Here is a 23,231-nt window from a genome sequence, read left to right on the forward strand (position 1 = left end):
GTATCGACGTCGTGACGTTGATCCTGCTGTACCTGGTCGTACTGATCCTGGTCGCCGTCGTGCTGTTCGGCGTCGGCAGCGTGCTGTTCGGGCGTGGGGAGCGGTTGCCTCCGCTGCCGCGCGCGACCACCGCGACGATGCTGCCGGCCTCGGAGATCACCGGTGCCGACGTGGAGGCGCTGAAGTTCACCCAGACGCTGCGCGGCTACAAGGCCGCCGAGGTCGACTGGGCGCTGGACCGGCTCGGCCAGGAAGTCGACCAACTGCGCGGCCAGGTGGCCGCCCTCCGTGCTGCCTACGGAGTCGACGACTTCGTGCCGGATTCCGACGCCGTCGCCGAGTCCGAGACGCACGTGCCATGAGCGACGGTCGAACTCGTTGCAGCTGGGCGGATTTTAGCGGTGAGCGCTGGGCGACCGACGACTCGGTGCTGTACCGCAACTACCACGACACCGAATGGGGCCAGCCGCTACGCGGTGATCGTGAACTGTTCGAGCGGATGACGTTGGAGGCGTTTCAGAGCGGGCTGTCGTGGCTCATCATCCTGCGCAAGCGAGACAGCTTCCGGCGGGCATTTCAGCGCTTCGAGGCCGACGAGATCGCCCGCTTCGGTGACGGCGACGTCGAGCGGTTGATGGCCGACGCCGGGATCGTGCGCAACCGCGCCAAGATCGAGGCGACCATCGCCAATGCGCGGGCGATCGACGACCTCGACGTCGGTCTGAGCGAACTGCTGTGGTCGTTCGCCCCCGAGTCGCGGCCGCGCCCCGGTGCCATGACCGAGGTGCCCGCCGTCACTCCCGAGTCCACTGCGATGGCCAAGGAGCTCAAGCGCCGTGGCTTCAAATTCGTGGGGCCTACGACGGCATATGCGCTGATGCAGGCGACCGGAATGGTCGACGACCACCTGGCGTCGTGTTGGGTTCCAGCCATCTCGGCGACCGCCTAAGTCGGGTACTAAGTCGGGTCTTTGCACACCGACTGCCCGGTATAGGGAACAATGGTTCAAAGATCAGTTCAGTGCCGAGTGCTGTCGCCGAGTGGGCAGTCTTGGCCCCGACCCGTTTCGCGGACGCGGAACGGACCATTCGGAAGGGAGCACTCGATGGCGGCGATGAAGCCCCGGACCGGCGACGGTCCTCTGGAAGCAACCAAGGAGGGGCGGGGCATCGTGATGCGAGTACCACTGGAGGGTGGTGGACGTCTCGTCGTCGAATTGACTCCGGATGAAGCAGCAGCACTCGGCGACGAACTGAAGAACGTCACCGCGTAGCTGCCGCATCGGTGTTCGGCTAGCTGGACACCATCCGGTAGATCTCGAGGGTCTGCTCGGCGATGCGCTCCCACGAGAACTCGTCGATGCACCTCTGACGGCCGGTGCGGCCGTACTCGGCCGCCCGGTCGGGGTCTGAGACCAACGCGTTGACGGCGTCGGCGAGTCGGGCCTCGAAGCCCTCGGCGTCGGCGGGGTCGTAGTGCACCAACAGACCCGTCTCACCCTCGACGACGACCTCGGGAATGCCTCCGACGTCGGAGGCGACGACCGCCGTCGAACACGCCATCGCCTCCAGGTTGACGATGCCAAGTGGCTCGTAGACCGACGGGCAGACGAAGACCGTTGCCGCGGACAATATTTCGCGGATCTGGTCGGTTGGCAGCATTTCTTGCACCCAGAAGACTCCGTCGCGTGAGGCGGCCAGGGTCTCCACCGCGCCGCCCACCTCCGCGGCGATCTCGGGGGTGTCCGGCGCACCAGCACACAACACCAGTTGAACCTCGGGCGCGAAACCGTGTGCGGCGGCGACCAGGTGGGCAACGCCCTTCTGCCGCGTGATGCGACCGACGAACGCCACGATGGGCCGCGTCGGGTCGACGCCGATCCGGGCGAGCGTTCCCGTCGCTGCGTCGGTGTCGGGGTACCACTTCTCGGTGTCGATGCCGTTGCGCACGACGTGAACACGGTTGGGGTCCAATGCCGGGTAGGTGGCCAGCACGTCCTCGCGCATGCCCGCGCTGACCGCGATGACCGCGTCGGCCGCCTCGACCGCCGTGCGCTCCACCCATGACGACACCCGGTAGCCGCCGCCGAGTTGTTCTGCCTTCCAGGGCCGCATCGGCTCCAGGGAGTGCGCCGTCAGGACGTGGGGGATGCCGTAGAGCATCGCCGCCAGATGGCCGGCGAGCCCTGCGTACCACGTGTGCGAATGCGCGACGGTCGCGCCGGCCGCGGCGTTGACCATCACCAGGTCGGCAGACAGCGTCGTCAGCGCGGCATTCGCACCGCCGAGGGCTGGGTCCGCCGACGCCACGTAGACGTCCGGCTCACCTGGTCTCGGTGCGCCCATGCAGTGCACGTCCACGTCGCACATCTTCTTGAGTTGGGCAACCAGTTCGGTGACGTGAACTCCCGCGCCGCCGTAGACCTCCGGTGGGTACTCCCGTGTCATCATCGCCACTCGCATGTGCACGACGGTAGTTCACCGCCGCGGCGCAGTGCGCGAGTCGGACCCAATTGTCTTGACTGACAATCCGACACGATTTGGCCAATCGTGTCCGAATAGCGTGAATGGCTAGCCGCGACCCCTAAGGGCCGATAGGTTTGACGCATGAGGGAACTGCCAACCGTTTTGGGTATCGTCTTGGCAGGCGGCGAAGGCAAGCGGCTATACCCGCTGACCGCGGATCGGGCCAAGCCCGCGGTTCCCTTCGGCGGCGCCTATCGGCTCATCGACTTCGTCCTGTCGAATCTCGTGAATGCTCGCTACTTGAAGATCTGCGTTCTGACGCAATACAAGTCGCATTCGCTGGACCGTCACATTTCGCAGAACTGGCGGTTATCGGGGCTTGCCGGTGAGTACATCACTCCCGTCCCGGCGCAGCAGCGTCTCGGCCCGCGGTGGTACACGGGTTCCGGCGACGCGATCCTGCAGTCGCTCAACCTGATCTACGACGAGGACCCCGATTACGTCGTCGTGTTCGGTGCCGATCACATCTATCGGATGGATCCCGAGCAGATGTTGCAGTTCCACATCGAGAGTGGAGCTGGCGCGACGGTCGCGGGTATTCGGGTGCCGCGTGCGGAGGCGACGGCGTTCGGTTGCATCGACTCGGACGAGTCCGGGCTCATTCGCGCGTTCGTGGAGAAGCCTGCCGATCCGCCGGGAACCCCCGATGATCCCGAGATGACGTACGCCTCGATGGGCAACTACATCTTCACCACGAAGGTGCTCGTCGATGCCATCCGCGCGGACGCCGACGACGACGACTCGGACCACGACATGGGTGGCGACATCATTCCGCGTCTGGTCCGCGACAGCCAGGCCGCCGTCTACGACTTCAACGACAACGAAGTGCCCGGGTCGACGGAGCGCGATCACGGCTACTGGCGTGACGTCGGGACGCTGGATGCCTTCTATGACGCCCACATGGACTTGGTGTCGGTCCACCCGATCTTCAACCTGTACAACCGGCGGTGGCCGATCCGCGGCGAACCGGAGAACCTGGCACCGGCCAAGTTCGTCAACGGTGGCTCGGCGCAGGAGTCGGTCGTCGGGGCGGGCAGCATCGTCTCGGCTGCCTCGGTGCGCAATTCGGTGTTGTCGTCGAACGTGGTGATCAACGACGGCGCCATCGTGGAGGGCAGCGTGATCATGCCCGGTGTGCGCATCGGACGGGGTGCAGTGGTGCGCCACGCGATCCTCGACAAGAACGTCGTCGTCGGACCCGGTGAGCACGTCGGTGTGGATCTGGAGCGCGACCGCGAACGGTTCGCGATCAGTGCCGGTGGCGTCGTGGCCGTCGGCAAGGGCATCTGGATTTAGAGCTGGCGGCGTCCCGGTCGTTCGTGCCGGGGCACCTTCGGGGTGTTGGTGACCGTTCTGCCCTTGCCGGCGACGGTCGACAGCGCCCGACGGCAGCGGGGGCAGATCGGCTTGCCCGCGATGTCGACCGTCCACTGCTTGCCGCTGCCCATGCACGTCTTGTCGCCTGGGCCTGTCCCGCGTCCGGCCGAATCCTTGTCCTTCACCCGATCAGTATGAGGCGTCCTCAGGCGGCGTTGTGCCAGGCGAGTTCGTCGGCGAAGGCGACTTCGACGATGCTGCGACGATGGCCGGGCCGCCCGGGTAGCGGTGGTGCGGTGGAGTGGTGGCGGGCGCCGGTGGGGGTGACGATCTCGCAGGTGTGGGTGCCGTCGCGGTCGCGGTGGTTGCTCACCTTCCAGCCCGGCGCCTGTTTGTCGTAGTTGCACCCGGCGCAGGTGCCCCGCCCGTTGACCGCGGTGGTGGGTCCGCCGGTGGCGTGGTCGACGGCGTGGTCGGTGTGTCGGATGGGGGCGTCGCAGTACGGGGTGCGGCAGGTGTCGTCGCGGACGGTGATGAAGCGGGTCAGACCTTTGGGGAAGGCCCGGGCGCGGGATTCCATCGCGATGAGGGCACCGGAGTCGGGGTGGCGGTACAGCCGCCGCAGGGTGGCCTGTGACCGGGCGTCGGTTGCGGCGCGGTTGACCAACCGGCGGGCGACCGCGGCGGGGATGGGTCCGTAGCCGGGCACTCGGGCCGCGGCCTGGTCGCCGCCGAGCAGGGTGTCGTCGGTGATGACCAGGTCCACGGCGATGGGGACTGGGATGTCGGCGGGTCGGCCGGTGATGCGTTCGACGAGGGTGTCGGCCATGACGTGGTTGCGGGGGCGGCCGTCGCCGCAGGTGTCGGCTTCTCGTCGCAGGGCGGCGTAGACACGATCGGTTTCGGCGCGGGCGGCGCGGTCGACGACGGCGTGGGGGTCGAGTTCGTAGGCGATGGCCTTGGCGTCGGCCTCGATGCGTTTGTCGCCCTTGCCTTCCAAGCTGTTCTGATCGGCGCACATCCGGGCGTCCAACAGTCGGCGGTCGGCCAGGTCCAGGCAGGCCGATTCGCGCACGATCAGGGTGGCCCGCCACTCCGACAGCAGCCCAGCCTTCAGGGCGGCCAGGGTGTGGGGCATGTCGTTGACCAGGGCGCGGGCGAACCCGAGGTGCCGGCCGCCGCGGTTGGGGGAGTCACGCCGGGCCAGGGCGATCTCACTGCCCAATCCCTTGCCTCTCTTGGCGGTGGGTATGCCGGCGGCGGCTTCCCTGGCCCGGCGGGTGGTGTCGAGGTGGGCGGTCAGGACGGCTTGTTCGGCGGCTGCGGTGGATTTGGCGCGTTCGAGCACGGCGATGCGGTCGATCAGCCCCGCCTCATCCATCGCGTCGAACATGTGTTCGATGATACGCCGCCCCACCGACAAGAGTCGGGGCCCGGTTGCCGCCCGTCTGAAGTGAGTCGAGTTCGTGGCAGCATGGCGCGGTGACCAAACGCCCGAAGGCAGGGCCGAGACCTAATTCAGCCACTCACCAGGCACTCGCGCGCTGGGCTGCCGCGTGTGCCGAGCGGACGTTGCCGATCTTCGAAGAGTGTCGCCCCGGCGACAACCGACCGCGCACTGCGATCGAATCGTTGCGTGCATGGGTGCGGGGCGACCTCTCGATGACTGCGTGTCGTACCGCCGCCTTCGCGGCCCATGCTGCCGCGCGCGACGCTGCCCAGGCCGGTGCGACGGCGGCCGTCGCCGCTGCCCGTGCGGCTGGCCAAGCTGCGGCTGTCGCGCACATGTCGGACCACTCAGCTCACTCTGCGATATACGCGGCGAAAGCAGCCGGGCTCAAAGGCTCGGGCGAACCGACCCGGAATGCCGAGCGTCTCTGGCAGTGGGAGATCCTCGAGCCGACACTTCGGCCGTTTGGCTTCCCCAGCGGACTATAGGCGCCACTTGACTCCGCTTAGTACGACAAGCGGCGTCACCACAAACCGGGCACCAGTCGGAAGCGCACCTGCTTGGCGTAATCCCCATATCCGACCAGTTCCTCGGTCAACATCTTTTCCTCGTCGACGATCCTGACGCCCAGCACGAAGAACGCCGGGGTCAGCAGCGCGAGGCCCCAATATGAATCCAGCGCCAGCGGAGTGCCGACCATCATGACGAGTGCGCCGAAGTACATCGGGTGACGCACCAGCCCGTAGAGGCCCGTCGAGACCAGTGGCTGGTCGGCCTCGACGGTGATGGTGGCCGCGGCATAGCCGTTCTGGATGACCACGAACTGGGCGACGAGCAGGCCGACGCCGACGAGAACCACGCCGAGTAGCGCCACGATCGGCGGCACCGACGACCAGCCGAAGCGATGATCCAGCGCGCTGACGATCAACTGCACCACCACCGCGGCGATGGTGGCGACCATGACCACGCGTTGGATTGGACGGGTTTCGGCGGTGGGGCCGCCCTTCATTCGCCGTTGCAGCGCGGCCGGATGCTTCACCGCGAGGTAGAGGCTCGGCAGCAGCGTGGTCGCGACGAACACCGCGAGGTACACCCAGGCCTGCCGGTAGTGCAGCGTCCCCGCAGGCAAGAACAGGGCAAGGCCGAAGAATGCCGCGCTGAGCGCGAACATCGCGACGAACTGCGAGACGGTCTTCATGCCGTTAGGTCTCTGCTGCGAAAGGCGACGGCCCCCAAGGCGATCAAGGCGGCGTCGACGCCCAAGAGCCACCACAGCGGTGTCGCGCTGAAGGTGCCCGTTCCGACCTGCGGGACGTGGGCGAACGGTTCGATGTCGAGCAACCACTGCGGTGAATTCGACAGCGAGCCAATCAGATACACCGCAATGAACGCGGTCAAGACTCCCCAGGCCGCCGGGGCGAACCGGGGGAGCAGGCCGAACAAGACGACCGTGATCGCCACCAGGAGCCAGACTGCGGGCAGCTGTACGGCCGCGGTACCGAGAACGGTCGGAAGCTTGCCGGCCACGTCGCCTGCGGACGCTCCGTAGGTCAGCCCCGCCACCAGTGCGGCGAGCATCATCGCCATCCCGGTTCCCGCGATCGCGAACACCAGATGGCTTGCCAGCCAACGAGTTCGACTCACGGATCCCGCCAGCAGAGTCTCGGCGCGCTGGCTGGACTCCTCTTGATGCAACCGCAACGTCAGCGAGATCGCGAACGCCGACGTGACCATGCCGAGCATCCCGAATCCGACGGCGACGAAGGCCTGCTCGATCTGATCGGTGCCGCCGAGACGGGCCACGACGTCGCGAGCCGACTGGCTGCCGCCGATCTCGTCCCCGACGCCGTCGACCACGCTGCCGATCAGCAGTCCGTAGAGACACAGTCCGACGGTCCACAACGTCGTCGACGCCCGGTTGAGCCGCCACCCCAGCGACGTGACCCCGCGCAGGTCCCATCCTGCCCGGGGCGCGCCAGGACGCTCGGCGATCAGGCCCGCGCCGACGTCGCGGCTGGCCAGCAGTCGATAGGCGACGACGATCAGGACGGCGGCCACGGCGACATGAAGAGGCAGTATCCACACCCTGTCGCCTGCGTACGGGCGCACCTGCAGTGACCATCCCAAAGGTGATAGCCACGAGAGGAATTCGGCGCGCGACCCCGCGTCGCCGACGGCCCGCAGGGTGAACGCCGTCGCCAGAACGCCGAAGGCCGCACCCCGGGCGAACCGTGCACTTGGGGACAGCTGGGCCGTAACGGCTGCCACCGCGGTGAACACCAGACCCGTCGCCGCGAGCGCCAGGCCGAAGGCCACCGAGCCCGCTGCGGGCACGTTCATCGGGAGGAGGCCGGCGATGCCGATGATCCCGGTGACGATCGAGCCGCCTCCAGCCACCAGGAGCGCGGAGGTCAGGCTTGCGTAGCGTCCGACGGCCGTCGAGTCGACGAGTTCGGTTCGGCCGGACTCCTCCTCGGCGCGGGTGTGCCGGACGACGGTCAGGATCACCGCCACGGCGATCAGGACGTGGAACATGCCGGCCTTCCAGATGCCGGTGGCGCCAAGGCTGTCGCCGTAGACGTTTCCGTACAGTGCGCGCTGAGCCGGGCTGGCCATGATGGATGCGGCCAGTGACGCACGATCTGCCGCCGTCGGGTAGACGGCCTCGACGCCGCCGACGTACACCGTGCCGAGCGGAATCGACAGCAGCAGCACCCACGCGGGCAGGGCGATGCGGTCGAGTCGAAGGTAGAGGCGAAGCAGCCCAAAGGTTCCCGAGAAGTTGGAGCCGCGAGACGGCGCCTGATGGGCGGGATGGCGGGGGCGCTCGAGGACCGTCATGCCGTCACCCGCTCGGGTTCGCCGACGTCGTAGTGGCGCAGGAACAGGTCTTCCAGTGTCGGTGGCTGGCTGACCAGGCTGCGCACTCCGGCGTTGCCGAGCATCTTGATGACGTCGCCGAGGCTGGCGCCGTCCACCTGTGCGCTGAGGGTGTGGCCGTCGAGAGTGACGTCCTCGACGCCGGGGATGCGGCCGATGTCGCCTGGGTCGCCGATCATCTCGGCCTTGATCGACGTCCTGGACAGGTGTCGCATCGATTCCAGCGTGCCGCTCTCTACGGTCCGGCCGGCACGAATGATGGTGACCCGTTGGCACAGTGCTTCGGTCTCGGCCAGGATGTGACTGGACAGCAGCACGGTGGCGCCGCGCTCGCGGGCCTCGGCAACACATTGTTGAAAGACGTTCTCCATCAACGGGTCCAGGCCACTGCTCGGCTCGTCGAGCAGGAGCAGTCTTGCGTTCGACGCGAACGCGGAGACGAGTGACACCTTCTGCCGGTTGCCCTTCGAGTACGTGCGGGCCTTCTTCGACGGGTCGAGGCCGAAGCGTTCGACCAACTCGGTTCGCCTGCGCTCGTCGATGCCGCCGCGCATTCGGGCCAGCAGATCGATCGTCTCGCCGCCGGTCAGCGAGGGCCACAGGGTGACGTCGCCTGGCACGTAGGCGATGTGGCGATGGAGCGCGACCGCGTCGGTCCACGGGTCACCGCCAAGCAGACGCGCGGTGCCGGAGTCGGCCCGCGCCAGCCCGAGCAGGACCCGAATGGTGGTCGACTTGCCTGCACCGTTGGGGCCGAGGAACCCGTGCACCTCGCCTTCGGTTACCTCGAGGTCGAGACCGTCGAGTGCGCGGACCGCGCCGAAGTTCTTGGTCAGACCGCGGACCTCGATGGCGATGTCGTTTCCTGTTGTCATCGTTTACTCCTTCTCCGTCGACGCGACGAAGGCGTCGTACATCGTGGAATCGGTCATCAGGCCGTGGGTGTAGACCTCGAGGGCGGGCAGCACCATGTCCTGGGCGTAGTCGTGCAGCACGCCGCGCATGTCGCTTGGGTTGTCGTGCATCTGCAGGTAGAGGAGGAAGCTGCCGCCGCCGGCCATGGCGAGGAACTTGGCCCGCGCCTTGGGGTCACGACTCGCCTTGACGGTGCCCGCGCGCACGCCCTCGTCCATGTACTGCTCGACGTTGTCGATCATGTTGCGCCAGAGCATCTTCGCCAGTTCGCCGCCGGACTGCATGCTGCGGACCAGGTAGGCCATCAGGGGGGCGAAGGATTCGATGTCCGCCAACTGGGACAGCCACGACGCGGGGTCCGTCGACTGGATGGTCTCGCTCTTGGCGGCGCGTACCGACTCGGCGACGAAGTCGTCGCACGCCTTGCGCAGGCCGTCCTTGGAACCGAAGTGGTGAATCACCAGGGCCGCGCTGACCCCGGCGGCCTTGGCGATGACCCGTAGGCCGACGTCGAAGCCGTGCTCGCCGAACTGTTCGATCGCCGCATCGCGGATGCGGGCGGTGGCCGTCAGATCGTCGACTGAACGCATGTTTAGTAGGCTAAACGCGCGTTCAGTCGGGTGTCAAGGGGTTGACGCAGAGGGGGCTACGAAAGGAAAGGGACTAGTCGCGCGCGGCGGCCAGCAGGCCGTCACCGAGCGGCACCAGGACGGGCGTCAGCCGCTCGTCCTCGGCGATCAGCCGGGCCGCCTCGCGAACCGCGGTGACGTCCCGGTCACTGGCACTGGCATCGCCGGCTCGGCCACCGAGGGCGGCGCGGTGGATGACGATCACACCGCCGGAACGCAGCAGTCGCACCCCTTCGACCACGAACTGAGGCTGGTCGGCGGGATCCGCGTCGATGAACACCAGGTCGTAGGACTCGTCGGCAAGCTTGGTCAGCACCTCTTGCGCGCGGCCGCTGATCAGCCGGGTCCGCGACGGGCCGATGCCGGCCTCGACGAACGCCTGCTTGGCGAGCCGTTGGTGTTCCGGTTCGACGTCGATCGTGGTCAGCACGCCGTCGTCCCGCATCCCGGACAGCAACCAAAGCCCGCTGACGCCGACGCCGGTCCCAACCTCGACGACGGCCTTGGCCTTGGCGACCTTGGCCAACACGCTCAGCAACGCACCGACGGCGGGTGTCACGGCGCCCGCCCCACTGTCGTCCGCGCGTTCCCTGGCCGCAGCCGTCAACGAGTCCTCGGAGATGGAGTTCTCGGCATGGGCGACGATCGCGTCGGCCCGGCTCGGCCGCTGTTCGCCGCCGTCGGGCTGACCCGTCGAACCGTCGCTGCTGGTCATGCCCGCAGCGTAGAGCGAAGGCGGAGTGGGCTGCACCCCGACACGCCCGCGCGCCAATGTGGAATTGCCCGAGAAATCCGTTGTTTCCGCTGTTCGGGTGGTGGATGATCGACTTTCTCAGGGAAAGCTCAGTTTGCTCATATGCGGAGCTCAACGGGGTCGGGGACGGTAAGCGCATGGAACACCGCGGAAGCTGGGGCCCCGGGAATATCGACGGCCGCAAGGCAGTTTCCGCGGGTGCAGAGTCGGGAAACACATCCGGCATCCGCACCAATGATCTGGAGGATCCGACGACCACCACGAGCACGTCCCCCGTATTCATGGCCCACTTCGAGCAGGCCGGCAACGGCGACTGGGTTCAGCCCGCCGAGGAGATGTCGGGCACCGCGGTGTTCGACGCCACCGGCGACAAGACGACGATGCCGTCGTGGGACGAACTGGTCCGGCAGCACGCCGACCGGGTGTACCGCCTGGCATACCGGTTGTCCGGCAGTCAGCACGACGCCGAGGATCTCACCCAGGAGACGTTCATCCGCGTCTTCCGCTCGGTGCAGAACTACCAGCCGGGGACGTTCGAGGGTTGGTTGCACCGCATCACCACGAACCTGTTCCTCGACATGGTCCGCCGCCGCAGCCGCATCCGCATGGAGGCGCTGCCCGAGGACTACGACCGAGTCCCCGCCGACGAGCCGAATCCCGAGGAGATCTACCACGACTCCCGGCTGGGCCCGGACCTGCAGGCCGCGCTTGATTCACTCGCGCCGGAATTCCGTGCCGCGGTCGTCCTGTGCGACATCGAAGGTCTGTCCTACGAGGAGATCGGCGCCACCCTCGGCGTGAAGCTCGGCACCGTGCGAAGCCGCATTCACCGAGGCAGGCAGGCGCTACGCGACTACCTGGCGAGCCACCCCGACGCCTACGCAGAGGGTTCCGCGCGTTTCGCTTGAGCGTCGGTGTCGTCTCGTGCGTGATCAATCCGCCGCACCGCGCTACATTCGATTGTGTTGGGTTGACGTGGTTCAGAGAGGAGCAGTCATGGTGGACCCGGGACACGTGTTCCGTCGTGCATTTTCGTGGCTGCCCACTCAATTTGCCTCGCAGAGTGATCAGCCCGTAGGGCCCAGGAGATTTGGCTCCACCGAGCACCTTTCGACCGAGGCCATCGCCGCGTTCGTCGACGGTGAGCTGCGGATGAGTGCCCACCTCCGGGCGGCGCACCACATGTCGATGTGCCCGCAGTGCTCGGCCGAAGTCGACGCTCAGGGCCAGGCCCGGACGGCGCTGCGCGACTCCTGCCCGATCAGGATTCCGTCGTCGTTGCTCGGGGCATTGTCGGAGATTCCCCGCCATGCGCCGCTGCAGCCGCCGGTCGACGACGTCGCGGCCCAGTTCGCCGCTGGCGAGACGCGGTCCCGCCGCAAGCGCCGGTAGGGTAAATGTTGGCCAAGGGTAGAGGCGTGCGCAGTTGAAGGCGGACGCTCCAACGGAGAGTGAACACGGGTGACCAACCAGGACCAGTTTGGAAATCGTCCCCGTATGGAACCGAAACCGGTGTCGCGACCGCCGGTCGACCCGGCGCAAAGCCGCGCATTCGGCCGACCCGACGGCTTCAACGGTTCGTTCCTTGCGGCGGACAAGCACCGCGACCAGGGTGACTACACGCCGCGGGACCAGGCGCCCGACCCCGTCCTCGCCGACGCGTTCGGCCGTCCCGACGGTGTGACGGACCCCCTTCAGCGCCACCCCGCGGATGCGGGTGCGCTTCAGGCCGAGCATGACCGCGACGCCCCCGACGTGCCGCCAGACCCGTGGCGTGACCCGTCGGCCGCCCCGTCCCTCGGCGTTCCCGCGCAACCGGCCCCCGCGCCGGCCGCGGTCGACGCGGTGCCGATGGGCAAGCTCGGCGTCCGTGACGTCTTCTTCGGCGGACGCGTGTCATGGGTGGCGCTGGGTGCCATCGTGATCGTCGCCCTCGTCATCGGAGGCATCGGCGGGGTGATCGGCAACAAGACCGCCGAAATCGTCCCCGCCTTCACCACGTCGAAGGTGACGCTGCAGACCGGCGCGACCGACGAGCAGGAGCCGACCAGCAGGTTCGCCCAGGTCGCGTCTAACGTCGCCGATTCGGTCGTGACGATCGAGGCCACCAGCAAGGGCGAGGGATCGCAGGGTTCCGGCGTCGTCGTCGACGGCCGCGGTTACATCGTCACCAACAACCACGTCATCTCCGACGCGGCGAAGAATCCGGCTGAGTACAAGATCTCGGTGGTGTTCAACGACGGCCACGAAGTGCCCGCCAACCTGGTCGGCCGCGACCAGAAGACCGACCTCGCCGTCCTGAAGGTCGACAACGTCGACAACCTCGTCGTCGCCCGCTTCGGTGACTCCGAGAAGCTGCGGGTCGGCGAAGAGGTCATTGCCGCCGGCGCCCCGCTGGGACTGCGGAGCACCGTCACCCACGGCATCATCAGCGCACTGCACCGCCCGGTCCCGCTGTCGGGCGACGGTTCCGACACCGACACCGTCATCGACGGTGTGCAGACCGACGCGTCGATCAACCACGGCAACTCCGGTGGCCCGCTGATCAACATGAACTCCGAAATCATCGGCATCAACACGGCCGGAAAGTCGTTGTCGGACAGCGCGAGTGGTCTCGGCTTTGCGATCCCCGTCAACGAGGTCAAGGAAGTCGTCGAAGGCCTGATCAAGGACGGCAAGATGTCGCATCCGACCCTCGGCCTCAACGCCGTGTCGGTGAGCAACGACGTCGGATCGGGCGCGCTGGTCAAGAACGTCGTCGGAGGCGGTCCCGCGGACCGCGCCGGCATCAAGGAGAACGACGTCGTCGTCAAGGTGGGCACGCGTGCCGTCGCCGACGCCGACGAGATGGTCGTCGCCGTTCGCCAGCTCAAGATCGGTCAGGACGCGCCCATCGAGGTCCTTCGGGACGGGCGGCCCGTCACGTTGACGGTGACCCCCGGCTCAGACAACCCTGCGGCGTAAGCGTGTTCGGGAACATCGGCTGGGGCGAGATGTTGGTGCTCGTCGTGGCCGGGCTGGTGATCCTCGGCCCCGAACGACTGCCCGGCGCCATCCGCTGGACCACCGGCGCCGTCCGTCAGGCGCGGGAGTACCTCAGCGGTGCGACCAGTCAGTTGCGGGAGGACCTGGGGCCCGAGTTCGAGGACCTCCGCCAGCCGTTAAGCGAGCTGCAGAAGCTGCGGGGGATGACGCCGCGCGCGGCGCTGACCAAGCATCTGCTCGACGGCGACGACTCGTTCCTGACCGGAAACTTCGACAAGCCGGTCAAGCCGGTGTCGGACAACCAGCCGCAGCCTCAACCACCGGCACCGACGCCAGAACCGCGCACCCCCGGCGTCACGCCGTTCGACAGCGACGCGACCTAGCGGCCAACCGGGTTCAACCCGAGCGACACACCAGCCAGGCTGCGCTTGCGTGTGGTCAGTGCGTCGGCGATGGAGCGCAACGCCTTGGCCGCCGCGGAATCCGGCGCGCTGAGCACCAGGGGCACCCCCGCGTCGCCTGCCTCCATCAACGCCTGATCGAGGGGCACCTGACCCAGGAGCGGCACGTCGGCACCGACCGACCGGGTGAGGCTCTCGGCCACCTTCTGGCCGCCGCCCTCACCGAAGAGGTTCATCACGGTGCCGTCGGGCAGCGTCAGGCCGGACATGTTTTCGACCACGCCGACGATGCGCTGACGGGTCTGCAGCGCGATGGCGCCGGCCCGCTCGGCGACTTCGGCGGCCGCCAGCTGAGGCGTCGTCACCACCAGGATCTCCGCGCCGGGAATCAGCTGTGCGACCGAGATGGCGATGTCACCGGTGCCTGGTGGAAGGTCGAGCAGCAGGACGTCGAGATCGCCCCAGTAGACGTCGGCCAGGAACTGCTGGAGGGCGCGGTGCAACATCGGTCCGCGCCACACCACGGGCGTGTTGCCCTGGGTGAACATCGCGATCGAGATGACCTTCACCTCGTGGGCGATCGGCGGCAGGATCATCGAGTCGACCTGCGTGGGCCGCTCTTCGGTGCCCATCATGCGCGGCACCGAATGGCCGTAGATGTCGGCGTCGAGCACGCCGACCGACAGCCCGCGGGCCGCCAGCGCCGCCGCGAGGTTCACCGTCACACTCGACTTGCCGACGCCACCCTTGCCGGAGGCCACCGCGTACACGCGGGTCAGCGAGCCGGGCTGGGCGAAGGGGATCACCGGTTCCCGGGAGTCGCCCCGCAGCAGCTTGCGCAGTTCGGCGCGCTGCTCGTCGTTCATCACGTCGAGGGTCACCTTGACCGCGCCGGTGCCCGGCACGTCGACGACGGCCTGCTTGACGCGCTCGGTGATCTCGGTCTTCTTCGGACAGGCCGACGTGGTCAGGTAGATCTCGACGTGGACGCTGGCGTCGGCGCCGTCGACCGAGACGGCCTTGACCATGCCGACCTCGGTGATCGGCTTGCGGAGTTCGGGGTCGACGACTTTGGACAGGGCCGAACGAACGGCCGATTCCAGTGCGTCGGAGTCATGGGGCGATTGCTGGGACATCACCCGCGAGTGTATGCGCAGCCGTCAGTTGACCGGACCGGGCATCGGCCCGGTTGGCGGCGCGGGCGCAGGCGGCGGGGGCAAGGGCGGGGGCCCGCCGAACGGAACGAACGCGGGCGGAGGCGGCGGGAAGAAGGGGGCCGGCGGTGGCGCCGCGGGCAGCGGAGCCGCTGCGGGCTGCGCCTGCGGCGTCAGGCAGAAGACCTGACAGTTCTGCGGCGGTGCCGCCGGAGCCTGCGGTGTCAGGCAGAACACCTGGCAGTTCTGTTGGGGCGCCGAGGGAACGCCCTCGCCGGGACCGGGCGGGATGCCGAGCTGGTTCTGGCCGCCCGCGTCGACGAGGGAGATGGTGGCGAGTGGATCGTTGGCGGGCAGCCCGATTCCCGGGCCGATGCCCTCGGGGCTGGTGGCCAGATGGGCGTCACCGATCGGCGGGGCCACTCCGATGGGCGGCAGGTCGACGGGCATCACACCGGTCGCATAGGCCGCCGCCCAGCCGAGCACGTTCTGGGCGTAGGCCATCGAGTTGTTGTAGCGCAGGATCGCCGAGAGTACCTGCGAGCGATCCCGCAGGTTCAGGTTGCCGCTGCAGAGGTACCTGGCGGCCCCTAGCGACGCGTCGTAGAGGTTCTGGATGTCGGCCTTGCCGTCGCCGTTGGCGTCGGACGCGTACCTGGCCCAGGTTCCGGGCAGGAACTGCATGGGACCCATCGCCCTGGCGTAGGTCACCCGGCCGGCCTGGACGTTTTGCACGATGACCTCGTTGCCAGCGAGCGTGCCGTCGAGCGAGGGGCCGAAGATGCCCTGGACGGGGTTGCCCTGGGCGTCGGTGGCGCCACCGTTGGCGTGCACCGACTCGATGCGCCCGATCCCGGCGAGCAGATTCCAGCTGACGCCGCAGCCCGGGTATGCCGAGGCCATCATGCGTTCGGCGTTGCGGTAGGCGCTCAGCGCGATGGCCGGAATGCCAAGGCTGCCAGGTGATTTCACCACTATTGGGGGCGGAGGGGCCGACAGATTCGCCATGGCGAAGCGGAACGGGGTGGGTGGTCGAGGGGCTGTGACCAGGATGACACCTGAGTCGTCACCGGTGCGGGCCACCGCCGCGAGGGGGGTGATGGCGGCGTCGGCGACGGCATGCCTTGGTGTCGGCGCCGAAGCGCCGACGGCCAGCAGCAGGATCAGCGGCGCGATGACGGCGACGCCGAAGGCGGGCTTGCCCGTGACTCGGCGCGCACGGCGTCGTACCGCTGCATACGCGGACCCGCCTCGAAGCTGCACTGGACCGTCCTTGATCCCCGGTGACCAAACGCCGCCCCTGGCAAAGCCCGGCAAACGTTGTGAACGACGCCACCATACCGATCAGGTGTTGCCCGTGTTACGGCATTGACTAGACGGACTCGTCAATGTCACGGACGCTCTTCGCGGGCGTACCCTTCTTCGGTTTCTTGGCGGCCTTCAGCTCGTCGAGCAGCTCGCGCACTTCCTCGAGTTCGCGACGTAGGTAGTCGCGTGTGACGACCTCGCCGACCGCGATGCGGAGCGCCGCGAGCTCACGGGCCAGGTATTCGGTGTCGGCCTTGGTCTGTTCGGCGCGACGCCGGTCCTCTTCCAGCGACACCCGGTCGCGGTTTTCCTGACGGTTCTGCGCCAGCAGGATCAGCGGTGCGGCGTACGCGGCCTGGGTCGAGAACGCCAGATTCAGCAGGATGAACGGGTAGGGGTCGAACCGGAGCGACACCGCCACCAGGTTGAACGAGATCCACACGATCACCAGCACCGTCTGCATGGCGAGGTAGCGGCCGGTGCCGAGGAAACGGGCGACGGACTCGCTGACCCGTCCGACGGCCTCGATGTCCACCCGCGGGGTGAAGCGGCGGCGCCGAGTACGCGGGGTGTCGAGGCGCTGGCGTGCCGACAGGTCGCTCACGACGGACCTCCCAACGTCTGGACGGCGGTCTCGGACAGGTCGTCCTCGCCGGGCAGTTCCGGATCTTCTTGACGCACCCGCCAGTCGTGGGGCAGCAGATGGTCGAGGAGGTCGTCGACGGTGACGGCACCGAGGAGGTGCTTCTCGTCGTCGACCACGGGCCCGCAGACCAGGTTGTAGGCCGCAAAGTAGCGCGTCACCGCGGCCAGCGTCGTCTCGGGGTCCAGGCTGGGCAGATCGGAGTCCATGATGCCGCTGACCAGGGAGGCCGGGGGTTCCCGAAGCAACCGTTGCAGGTGGACGCAGCCCAGGTAACGGCCGGTCGGGGTGGACGTCGGGGGACGCACGACGAAGACCAGCGACGACAGTGCCGGGGTCAGCTCGGGATCGCGCACCCTGGCCAGCGCCTCGGCCACCGTGGTGCCGGGACCAAGCACGACCGGCTCGGAGGTCATCAGACCACCTGCGGTGTCGGGGGAGTGCTGAAGCAGCCGTCGCACCGACTCGGAGTCCTCGGGATCCATCCTGGCCAGCAGCGCCTCGGCGGCCGACGCACCCAACTCGCCGAGGAGGTCGGCAGCGTCGTCGGGGTCCATCGCCTCGAGCACGTCGGCGGCGCGTTCGGGCTCGAGGCGCTCCATCAGATCGGCCTGCTCGCTCTCGGGCAGCTCCTGAAGGATGTCGGCGAGGCGTTCGTCGTCGAGTGCGTTGACCACTTCGTAGCGGCGCTTCGCGGGTAGGTCGCGGATCGCGTCGGCGACGACGATGGGCCGCTGCCCGGCGAACTGCGCCAGCAGATAGGCGACACCCTGGCCAGGCAGCGACATCGCCGAGTGCGTCAGCCCGGTGACGTTCTGCCAGTCCACGATGTGCACGGAGGTGCGGCGGCCGAGCCTGCGGTGGCTGCGGACGGCGACCCGCGTCACCACCCAGTCCCTGGTGCGGATCTGTTCGATGGCGAGGTCGACGACGACGAGGTCGACTCCGGCGAGCTCTTCGAGTTCGGGATCCTGTACGCGCACGCGGGTGTCGAGCACCTGACCGAAGACCAGGACCTCGCCGGGCCGCTGTGCGAAGCGGCGCAGTGAGACGTTGGCGGTCGTCAGCGTGACCGCATTGGGTTCGATCGCGGTAACCCGGAGCAGTCCGACGAAAATTCTTCTGCGCGTCAGCAATTCGACGACCAGGCCGAGCACGCGCGGTTGTTGGCGGCCGATGCCGATGCTGATCACCACGTCGCGGACGCGGCCGATCGACTCACCGTCGGGGCCGAGTACCAGCATCCCCGCAAGTCGGGCCGCATAGACCCTGTTCACCGCCACCATGGATCAAAGAGTAGAGAGTGAACTCGTGGAGAACCTCTATCGCCCCCGCAGAACGTGCCTTTCGGTCCCCGGCAGCAGCGCGAAGATGATCCAGAAGGCCAAGCAACTGCCCGCAGATCAGGTGTTCCTCGATCTGGAGGACTCGGTGGCCTCAGATGCCAAGGCGCACGCCCGTACTCAGGTTGCCGCCAGCTTGGCCGAGGGCGGTTGGGCGGGGCAGCTACGCGGTGTGCGCGTCAACGACTGGACGACGCCGTGGACGCACGCCGACGTCATCGAAGTCGTCGCGGCGGCGGGCCGTGATCTCGACGTGGTGATCCTGCCGAAGGTGACCGACGTCTCCCACGTGCAGGCGCTGGATCTGTTGTTGACCCAACTGGAGATCACCCACGGGCTGCCGGTGGGACGGATCGGCGTCGAGGCGCAGATCGAGAACGCCGAGGGGCTGACCAACGCCGACGCGATCGCGGCGGGGCCGCGGGTACAGGCCCTGGTGCTCGGACCCGCGGACATGATGGCGAGCCTCAACATGCGCACCCTGGTCGTCGGTGAGCAACCCGAGGGGTACGACGTCGGCGACGCGTACCACCACGTGTTCATGCGCATCCTCGTCGCGGCTCGCGCGCGGGGGATCAACGCGATCGACGGTCCGTTCCTGAAGGTGCGCGACGTCGAGGCGTTCCGGCGTGTGGCGGGCCGGGCAGCGGCACTCGGCTACGACGGCAAATGGGTGTTGCACCCGGATCAGATCGACGCGGGCAACGAGATCTTCAGCCCCCGCCAGGCCGACTACGACCATGCCGAGCTGATCCTCGAGGCCTACGAGTGGCACACGTCGCGGGTCGGCGGAGCCAGGGGAGCGGTCATGCTCGGCGACGAGATGATCGACGAGGCGAGCCGCAAGATGGCGTTGGTCGTCGCGGGCAAGGGCCGGGCCGCGGGCATGGCGCGGACGGCGGCCCCGTTCGAACCGCCTGCTCAGTAGCCGTAGGTCGAGGTGGAGGAAGCGGCGATCACCACGAAGATGACGACGACGTAGACCAGCCAGCCGACGACGGACAGTGCGCCGACGATGACGCCAGCCAGGGCCATGCCATGGCCCTCCTGCCCGGTGCGCTTGGTTTCGCGCATCGCGATGATCCCGAGGATCACCCCGACGATCGACGGCACCCCGCAGAAGAAGAGTCCGGACAGGGACGTCACCAGGGCCGCGATGGCCTTACCGTTGGTGCCGGCAGGCCGGGCCGGGGCGTAGGGGTCGTACGGCGCGCCGTATCCGCCGTATCCGCCTTGATACTGCGGCGGGTAGCCGGGCGGCGGCATTCCGGGCGGCGGATAGCCCGACTGCTGGTAACCCTGCTGCTGATAATCCGGCTGCGCGTAGCCGGGCGGCGGCGGGTAGCCGGGCTGCTGGAAGTCTGGCTGCTGAAAATCGCTGGGAGGGCCGTAGTTCGGTGGCTGGTTGACGGAGTCCGTCGGATAGTCCACCGGCGCATACGGATCGCCCTGAGGGGCCGAGTTCTCCAGCGGCGGGTATTCCCGGCCGCGGGCCGGTTCGTCGGATCCAGTGCTCATAGCGTGCTCAGTCCCATCACGATTGCGGTCATGCTCAACAGCAGGGTGACGGCGCCGACGAGGATCCCCGCCGTCGCCAGGCCGCGACCGCCCTCACCGGTCACCGCGATGTGGTTGAGGGCGTAGACCCCCAGGGCGATGCCGATGATCGAACCGATCCCGAACAACGTCACCACCGACGACACCAACGACACGACGGCCGTACGGTTCGTACGTCTCGCCGTCCTACTGGGCGATGTCATGGTCTCCAACCTAGCGTTCCCGAGGGTCGGGCCGGGACGTGAACCTACCGGACCGTGGATTAGCCAGGGTTCGTCGGCCGGACGGCACGTATCTCGGAGCTCGAACGTTGAGAATGTATGGAGCAGCTCCACGAGAACGCGACTGAACATGACAGGACAGGAAAACCGACGATGACGAACCCAATTCACAATCCGGGGCGGGCTGGACAGAATCAGGGCCGTGGGGGATTCGCTTCGCTTCCGACCCCTCCGAAGGGCTGGCCCATCGCCTCCTACCCGACCTACGCCGAGGCGCAGCGCGCCGTCGACCACCTGTCCGACCAAGAGTTCCCCGTTGAACAGGTGACGATCGTCGGCGTCGACCTCATGCAGGTCGAGCGGGTGACCGGCAGGCTCACGTGGCCGAAGGTGCTCGGAGGAGGTGCGCTGACGGGCGCGTGGCTGGGCCTGTTCATCGGACTGGTCCTCGGCTTCTTCGGGCCGAACGTGTGGAGTTCGCTCATCGCCGGGCTGCTCGCGGGTGTGTTCTTCGGCCTGATCACCTCGGGCCTTCAGTACGCGATGGCGCGGGGGACAAGAGATTTCAGCTCGACGATGCAATTGGTTGCCGGACGGTACGACGTGCTGTGTGATCCGCAGAGCGCCGAGCAGGGCCGGGACTTGTTGGCGCGCTTGACCATTTAGGTCCGGCCTTTCGCTCGACGCTCGCGTACCGATTGGAACGCGCGAAGGTTGCTGCCGCATCACGATTTCGACGCGCCTGTGCCGATGTGTTGCACATCGTGCGTAACTCGCTCTAGGTTTGCGCGCGGGACGTTCCCGCCCGAAGCCGCCGTGGCGGTGAGATCGGGAATGCGGACGGGAGACGGTGGTGCGCGTTAGGCGGCTATGCGCTGCGGCGTTGGCTGCGCTGACGACGGCGTCACTCGCGTCGGCCTGCGGTGTTCACGACGACGGGATCGTCGTCAACTACTACACACCGGCCAACGAGATGGCCACCTTCACCGCGGTTGCCAAGCGGTGCAACGAAGAACTCGGCGGTCGCTTCACGATCAAGCAGATCAGCCTGCCCAAGGGCGCCGACGATCAACGCCTGCAACTGGCGCGTCGGCTCACCGGCAACGACACGTCACTCGACGTGATGGCACTCGACGTGGTGTGGACCGCCGAATTCGCCGAGGCGGGTTGGGCGCTGCCGCTGTCCGACGACCCCGCAGGCCAGGCCGAGGCCGACGCCAAGGCGAACACGCTCCCCGGCCCGCTCGAAACGGCCACGTGGCACGACCGGCTCTTTGCATCGCCGATCACCACCAACACCCAATTGCTTTGGTACCGGGCCGATTTGATGCAGAGCCCACCGCAGACCTGGGACGACATGGTCAGAGAGGCGACCCGCTTGCACGCCGAGGGCAAGCCAAGCTGGATCGCGTTGCAGGCCAAGCAGTACGAGGGCCTGGTGGTCTGGTTCAACACCCTGCTGACCAGTGCTGGAGGGCAGGTGCTCTCCGACGACGGCAAGACCGTCACGCTGACCGACACCCCGGAACACCGGGCGGCCACGGTCAAGGCGCTGGAGATCATCAAGGCCGTCGCCACCGCCCCCGGCGCCGATCCGTCGGTCACCCAGACCGACGAGGCCACGGCGCGGTTGGCGCTCGAACAGGGCAACGCTGCGCTGGAGGTCAACTGGCCGTTCGTCCTTCCGTCTATGTTGGAGAACGCCGTCAAGGGTGGCGTGCCTTACCTGCCGCTCAACGAGCGCGACGACCTCAAGGGCAGCATCGACGACCTTGGGACGTTCAAGCCCAGCGACGAGCAGTTCGACGCGGCATACGACGCCAGCAAGGAAGTGTTCGGCTTCGCGAACTACCCGGGTGTAGTGCCCGGCCAGCCGGCGAGGGTGACGCTCGGCGGGCTCAACCTGGCGGTGGGCAAGAACACCCGGCATCGGGCCGAAGCGTTCGAGGCCATCCGCTGCCTGCGCAGCGTCGAGAACCAGCGCTACACCTCCGTCGAGGGTGGCCTGCCCGCCGTCCGCACGTCGCTCTACGACGACCCGGAGTTCCAGAAGAAGTACCCGCAGTACGCGATCATCCGCGAGCAGCTCACCAATGCCGCGGTCCGGCCTGCGACGCCGGTCTACCAGTCGGTGTCGACGAGGATCTCCGCGACGCTGGCCCCGATCACCGACATCGACCCCGAGCGCACCGCCGACGAGCTCGCCGCACAGGTTCAGAAGGCCGTCGACGGCAAGGGTCTGATCCCATGACCGCACCCACCACCGACGACCGCAAGGACGAACGCCGCCTCGCCTTCTGGTTGATCAGCCCCGCCGTGGTGCTGATGCTGGCGGTGACGGCGTACCCGATCGTCTACGCCGTGTGGCTCAGCCTGCAGCGCTACAACCTGGCCGCGCCGAACGACACCACGTTCGTCTGGTTCGACAACTACGTCACCATCCTCGGCGACCAGTATTGGTGGACGGCCTTCTTCGTCACGCTCGCGATCACCGTCGTCTCGGTGGCCATTGAGTTCGTGCTCGGCATGGCGTTGGCGTTGGTCATGCACCGCACGATCTTCGGCAAGGGCGTCGTGCGCACCGCCATCTTGATCCCGTACGGCATCGTCACCGTGGCGGCGTCCTACAGCTGGTACTACGCGTGGACACCCGGCACGGGCTATCTCGCCAACCTGTTGCCCGAAGGCGTTGCGCCACTGACGGAGCAGATCCCCTCGCTGGCGATCGTGGTGCTTGCCGAGGTGTGGAAGACGACGCCGTTCATGGCGCTGCTGTTGCTCGCAGGCCTGGCGCTGGTGCCCCAGGACCTGCTCAACGCCGCCCAAATCGACGGCGCCGGTGCGTGGAAGCGGCTGACGAAGATCATCCTGCCGCTCATCAAACCGGCGATCCTGGTGGCTCTGCTGTTCCGCACCCTGGACGCCTTCCGCATCTTCGACAACATCTACGTGCTGACCGGTGGCGCCAACGACACCGGATCGGTGTCGATCCTGGGCTACGACAACCTGTTCAAGGCGTTCAACCTCGGACTCGGTTCGGCTATCAGCGTTCTCATCTTCCTGACCGTCGCGGTGATCGCGTTCATCTACATCAAGCTGTTCGGCGCCTCGGCCCCCGGTGCTGACCAGGAGTCCCGATGAACGAGCGG

The 23,231-nt window shown here is 67.6% G+C and carries 27 protein-coding genes; 13 read left to right on the forward strand and 14 right to left on the reverse strand.

The window, feature by feature from the left end; all coding sequences use genetic code 11:
* The first annotated feature begins 11 nt into the window (after positions 1-11).
* The 3 genes from ASD37_RS28050 (at position 12) to ASD37_RS31240 (ending at position 1,273) form a co-directional block, all read left to right on the forward strand.
* A complete protein-coding gene (locus ASD37_RS28050; RefSeq protein WP_056559592.1) occupies positions 12-362 on the forward strand; it encodes a DivIVA domain-containing protein in 351 nt (116 codons plus the stop codon).
* Entirely contained in the window at positions 359-949 is a 591-nt protein-coding gene (locus ASD37_RS28055; protein WP_056559595.1) for a DNA-3-methyladenine glycosylase I, read from the forward strand. The genes ASD37_RS28050 and ASD37_RS28055 overlap by 4 nt, the downstream gene beginning before the upstream one ends.
* Before the next feature lie 156 nt (positions 950-1,105).
* Positions 1,106-1,273 (forward strand): DUF3117 domain-containing protein, encoded by a 168-nt coding sequence (locus ASD37_RS31240; protein ID WP_069392118.1) that lies wholly within the window; start codon positions 1,106-1,108, stop codon positions 1,271-1,273.
* Positions 1,274-1,292: 19 nt separating this feature from the next.
* Here the strand turns inward: ASD37_RS31240 and glgA are convergent, their stop codons facing one another.
* The gene (glgA, locus tag ASD37_RS28060; RefSeq protein WP_156721142.1) at positions 1,293-2,462 is read right to left on the reverse strand and encodes a glycogen synthase; all 1,170 of its coding nucleotides are present in this window, start codon (positions 2,460-2,462) and stop codon (positions 1,293-1,295) included.
* A 144-nt stretch (positions 2,463-2,606) separates the two neighbouring features.
* On the opposite strand from glgA, the gene glgC reads away from it, so the two are divergent.
* Positions 2,607-3,821, forward strand: a complete 1,215-nt coding sequence (gene glgC, locus ASD37_RS28065) for a glucose-1-phosphate adenylyltransferase (protein WP_056559597.1) — start codon at positions 2,607-2,609, stop codon at positions 3,819-3,821.
* Here glgC and ASD37_RS31750 read toward each other — a convergent pair.
* Positions 3,818-4,027: a hypothetical protein gene (locus ASD37_RS31750; RefSeq protein WP_156721143.1), complete on the reverse strand. Its 210-nt coding sequence runs from the start codon at positions 4,025-4,027 to the stop codon at positions 3,818-3,820. The genes glgC and ASD37_RS31750 overlap by 4 nt on opposite strands.
* Positions 4,028-4,047: 20 nt before the next feature.
* Complete coding sequence (locus ASD37_RS28070; RefSeq protein WP_056559600.1) at positions 4,048-5,235, reverse strand: hypothetical protein; 1,188 nt, start codon at positions 5,233-5,235, stop codon at positions 4,048-4,050.
* A gap of 89 nt (positions 5,236-5,324) precedes the next feature.
* Between ASD37_RS28070 and ASD37_RS32800 the strand changes: the two genes are divergently transcribed.
* Positions 5,325-5,780, forward strand: a complete 456-nt coding sequence (locus ASD37_RS32800) for a putative immunity protein (protein ID WP_370073095.1) — start codon at positions 5,325-5,327, stop codon at positions 5,778-5,780.
* A gap of 35 nt (positions 5,781-5,815) precedes the next feature.
* Here the strand turns inward: ASD37_RS32800 and ASD37_RS28080 are convergent, their stop codons facing one another.
* The 5 genes from ASD37_RS28080 to ASD37_RS28100 form a co-directional block, all read right to left on the reverse strand.
* A complete protein-coding gene (locus ASD37_RS28080) occupies positions 5,816-6,490 on the reverse strand; it encodes an isoprenylcysteine carboxylmethyltransferase family protein (protein WP_056559606.1) in 675 nt (224 codons plus the stop codon).
* Positions 6,487-8,133 carry an ABC transporter permease gene (locus ASD37_RS28085; protein ID WP_156721144.1) on the reverse strand — a complete coding sequence of 549 codons (1,647 nt, stop codon included), beginning with the start codon at positions 8,131-8,133 and terminating at the stop codon, positions 6,487-6,489. The genes ASD37_RS28080 and ASD37_RS28085 overlap by 4 nt, the downstream gene beginning before the upstream one ends.
* Complete coding sequence (locus ASD37_RS28090) at positions 8,130-9,047, reverse strand: ABC transporter ATP-binding protein (protein WP_056559610.1); 918 nt, start codon at positions 9,045-9,047, stop codon at positions 8,130-8,132. The genes ASD37_RS28085 and ASD37_RS28090 overlap by 4 nt, the downstream gene beginning before the upstream one ends.
* Positions 9,048-9,050: 3 nt before the next feature.
* A complete protein-coding gene (locus ASD37_RS28095) occupies positions 9,051-9,677 on the reverse strand; it encodes a TetR/AcrR family transcriptional regulator (protein ID WP_056559613.1) in 627 nt (208 codons plus the stop codon).
* Between the two features lie 73 nt (positions 9,678-9,750).
* Entirely contained in the window at positions 9,751-10,431 is a 681-nt protein-coding gene (locus ASD37_RS28100; RefSeq protein ID WP_056559616.1) for an O-methyltransferase, read from the reverse strand.
* 176 nt (positions 10,432-10,607) lie between these two features.
* On the opposite strand from ASD37_RS28100, the gene sigE reads away from it, so the two are divergent.
* The 4 genes from sigE to tatB all read left to right on the forward strand — a co-directional run bounded on the left by sigE (position 10,608) and on the right by tatB (position 13,838).
* Entirely contained in the window at positions 10,608-11,378 is a 771-nt protein-coding gene (gene sigE / locus ASD37_RS28105; protein WP_056559618.1) for an RNA polymerase sigma factor SigE, read from the forward strand.
* A gap of 88 nt (positions 11,379-11,466) precedes the next feature.
* Positions 11,467-11,862, forward strand: coding sequence for an anti-sigma E factor RseA (gene rseA, locus ASD37_RS28110; protein WP_056559622.1), 396 nt, complete (start codon positions 11,467-11,469; stop codon positions 11,860-11,862).
* 69 nt (positions 11,863-11,931) lie between these two features.
* The gene (locus ASD37_RS28115) at positions 11,932-13,434 is read left to right on the forward strand and encodes a S1C family serine protease (RefSeq protein WP_056559624.1); all 1,503 of its coding nucleotides are present in this window, start codon (positions 11,932-11,934) and stop codon (positions 13,432-13,434) included.
* A gap of 2 nt (positions 13,435-13,436) precedes the next feature.
* Positions 13,437-13,838, forward strand: a complete 402-nt coding sequence (gene tatB, locus ASD37_RS28120) for a Sec-independent protein translocase protein TatB (protein ID WP_056559627.1) — start codon at positions 13,437-13,439, stop codon at positions 13,836-13,838.
* On the opposite strand, the gene ASD37_RS28125 is transcribed toward tatB, so the two are convergent.
* From ASD37_RS28125 to ASD37_RS28140, 4 genes are all read right to left on the reverse strand, one after another.
* Complete coding sequence (locus ASD37_RS28125) at positions 13,835-14,992, reverse strand: Mrp/NBP35 family ATP-binding protein (protein WP_056559630.1); 1,158 nt, start codon at positions 14,990-14,992, stop codon at positions 13,835-13,837. The two genes, tatB and ASD37_RS28125, sit on opposite strands and share 4 nt — an antisense overlap.
* 24 nt (positions 14,993-15,016) lie before the next feature.
* Positions 15,017-16,273 (reverse strand): lytic transglycosylase domain-containing protein, encoded by a 1,257-nt coding sequence (locus tag ASD37_RS31885; protein ID WP_056559633.1) that lies wholly within the window; start codon positions 16,271-16,273, stop codon positions 15,017-15,019.
* A 109-nt stretch (positions 16,274-16,382) separates the two neighbouring features.
* Positions 16,383-16,922: a DUF1003 domain-containing protein gene (locus ASD37_RS28135; RefSeq protein WP_056559635.1), complete on the reverse strand. Its 540-nt coding sequence runs from the start codon at positions 16,920-16,922 to the stop codon at positions 16,383-16,385.
* Positions 16,919-18,247 (reverse strand): magnesium transporter MgtE N-terminal domain-containing protein, encoded by a 1,329-nt coding sequence (locus tag ASD37_RS28140; RefSeq protein ID WP_056559638.1) that lies wholly within the window; start codon positions 18,245-18,247, stop codon positions 16,919-16,921. The genes ASD37_RS28135 and ASD37_RS28140 overlap by 4 nt, the downstream gene beginning before the upstream one ends.
* A 25-nt stretch (positions 18,248-18,272) precedes the next feature.
* Here ASD37_RS28140 and ASD37_RS28145 point away from each other — a divergent pair, with 25 nt between their 5' ends.
* The gene (locus tag ASD37_RS28145) at positions 18,273-19,232 is read left to right on the forward strand and encodes a CoA ester lyase (RefSeq protein WP_082570461.1); all 960 of its coding nucleotides are present in this window, start codon (positions 18,273-18,275) and stop codon (positions 19,230-19,232) included.
* Here ASD37_RS28145 and ASD37_RS28150 read toward each other — a convergent pair.
* Together ASD37_RS28150 and ASD37_RS32455 are read right to left on the reverse strand one after the other, a co-directional pair.
* Positions 19,226-19,822, reverse strand: coding sequence for a DUF4190 domain-containing protein (locus tag ASD37_RS28150; protein ID WP_156721145.1), 597 nt, complete (start codon positions 19,820-19,822; stop codon positions 19,226-19,228). The two genes, ASD37_RS28145 and ASD37_RS28150, sit on opposite strands and share 7 nt — an antisense overlap.
* Positions 19,819-20,064 (reverse strand): DUF4190 domain-containing protein, encoded by a 246-nt coding sequence (locus ASD37_RS32455; protein WP_235568579.1) that lies wholly within the window; start codon positions 20,062-20,064, stop codon positions 19,819-19,821. The genes ASD37_RS28150 and ASD37_RS32455 overlap by 4 nt, the downstream gene beginning before the upstream one ends.
* A gap of 171 nt (positions 20,065-20,235) precedes the next feature.
* Here ASD37_RS32455 and ASD37_RS28160 point away from each other — a divergent pair, with 171 nt between their 5' ends.
* The 3 genes from ASD37_RS28160 (at position 20,236) to ASD37_RS28170 (ending at position 23,223) form a co-directional block, all read left to right on the forward strand.
* Positions 20,236-20,748, forward strand: coding sequence for a general stress protein (locus tag ASD37_RS28160; protein ID WP_056559647.1), 513 nt, complete (start codon positions 20,236-20,238; stop codon positions 20,746-20,748).
* Between the two features lie 187 nt (positions 20,749-20,935).
* Positions 20,936-22,333 carry an ABC transporter substrate-binding protein gene (locus tag ASD37_RS28165; RefSeq protein WP_056560037.1) on the forward strand — a complete coding sequence of 466 codons (1,398 nt, stop codon included), beginning with the start codon at positions 20,936-20,938 and terminating at the stop codon, positions 22,331-22,333.
* A complete protein-coding gene (locus tag ASD37_RS28170) occupies positions 22,330-23,223 on the forward strand; it encodes a carbohydrate ABC transporter permease (protein WP_056559650.1) in 894 nt (297 codons plus the stop codon). Before ASD37_RS28165 ends, ASD37_RS28170 begins: the two co-directional genes overlap by 4 nt.
* The last annotated feature ends 8 nt before the right edge of the window (positions 23,224-23,231 follow it).

It is taken from the genome of Mycobacterium sp. Root135, assembly GCF_001426545.1.
Lineage (GTDB): Bacteria > Actinomycetota > Actinomycetes > Mycobacteriales > Mycobacteriaceae > Mycobacterium.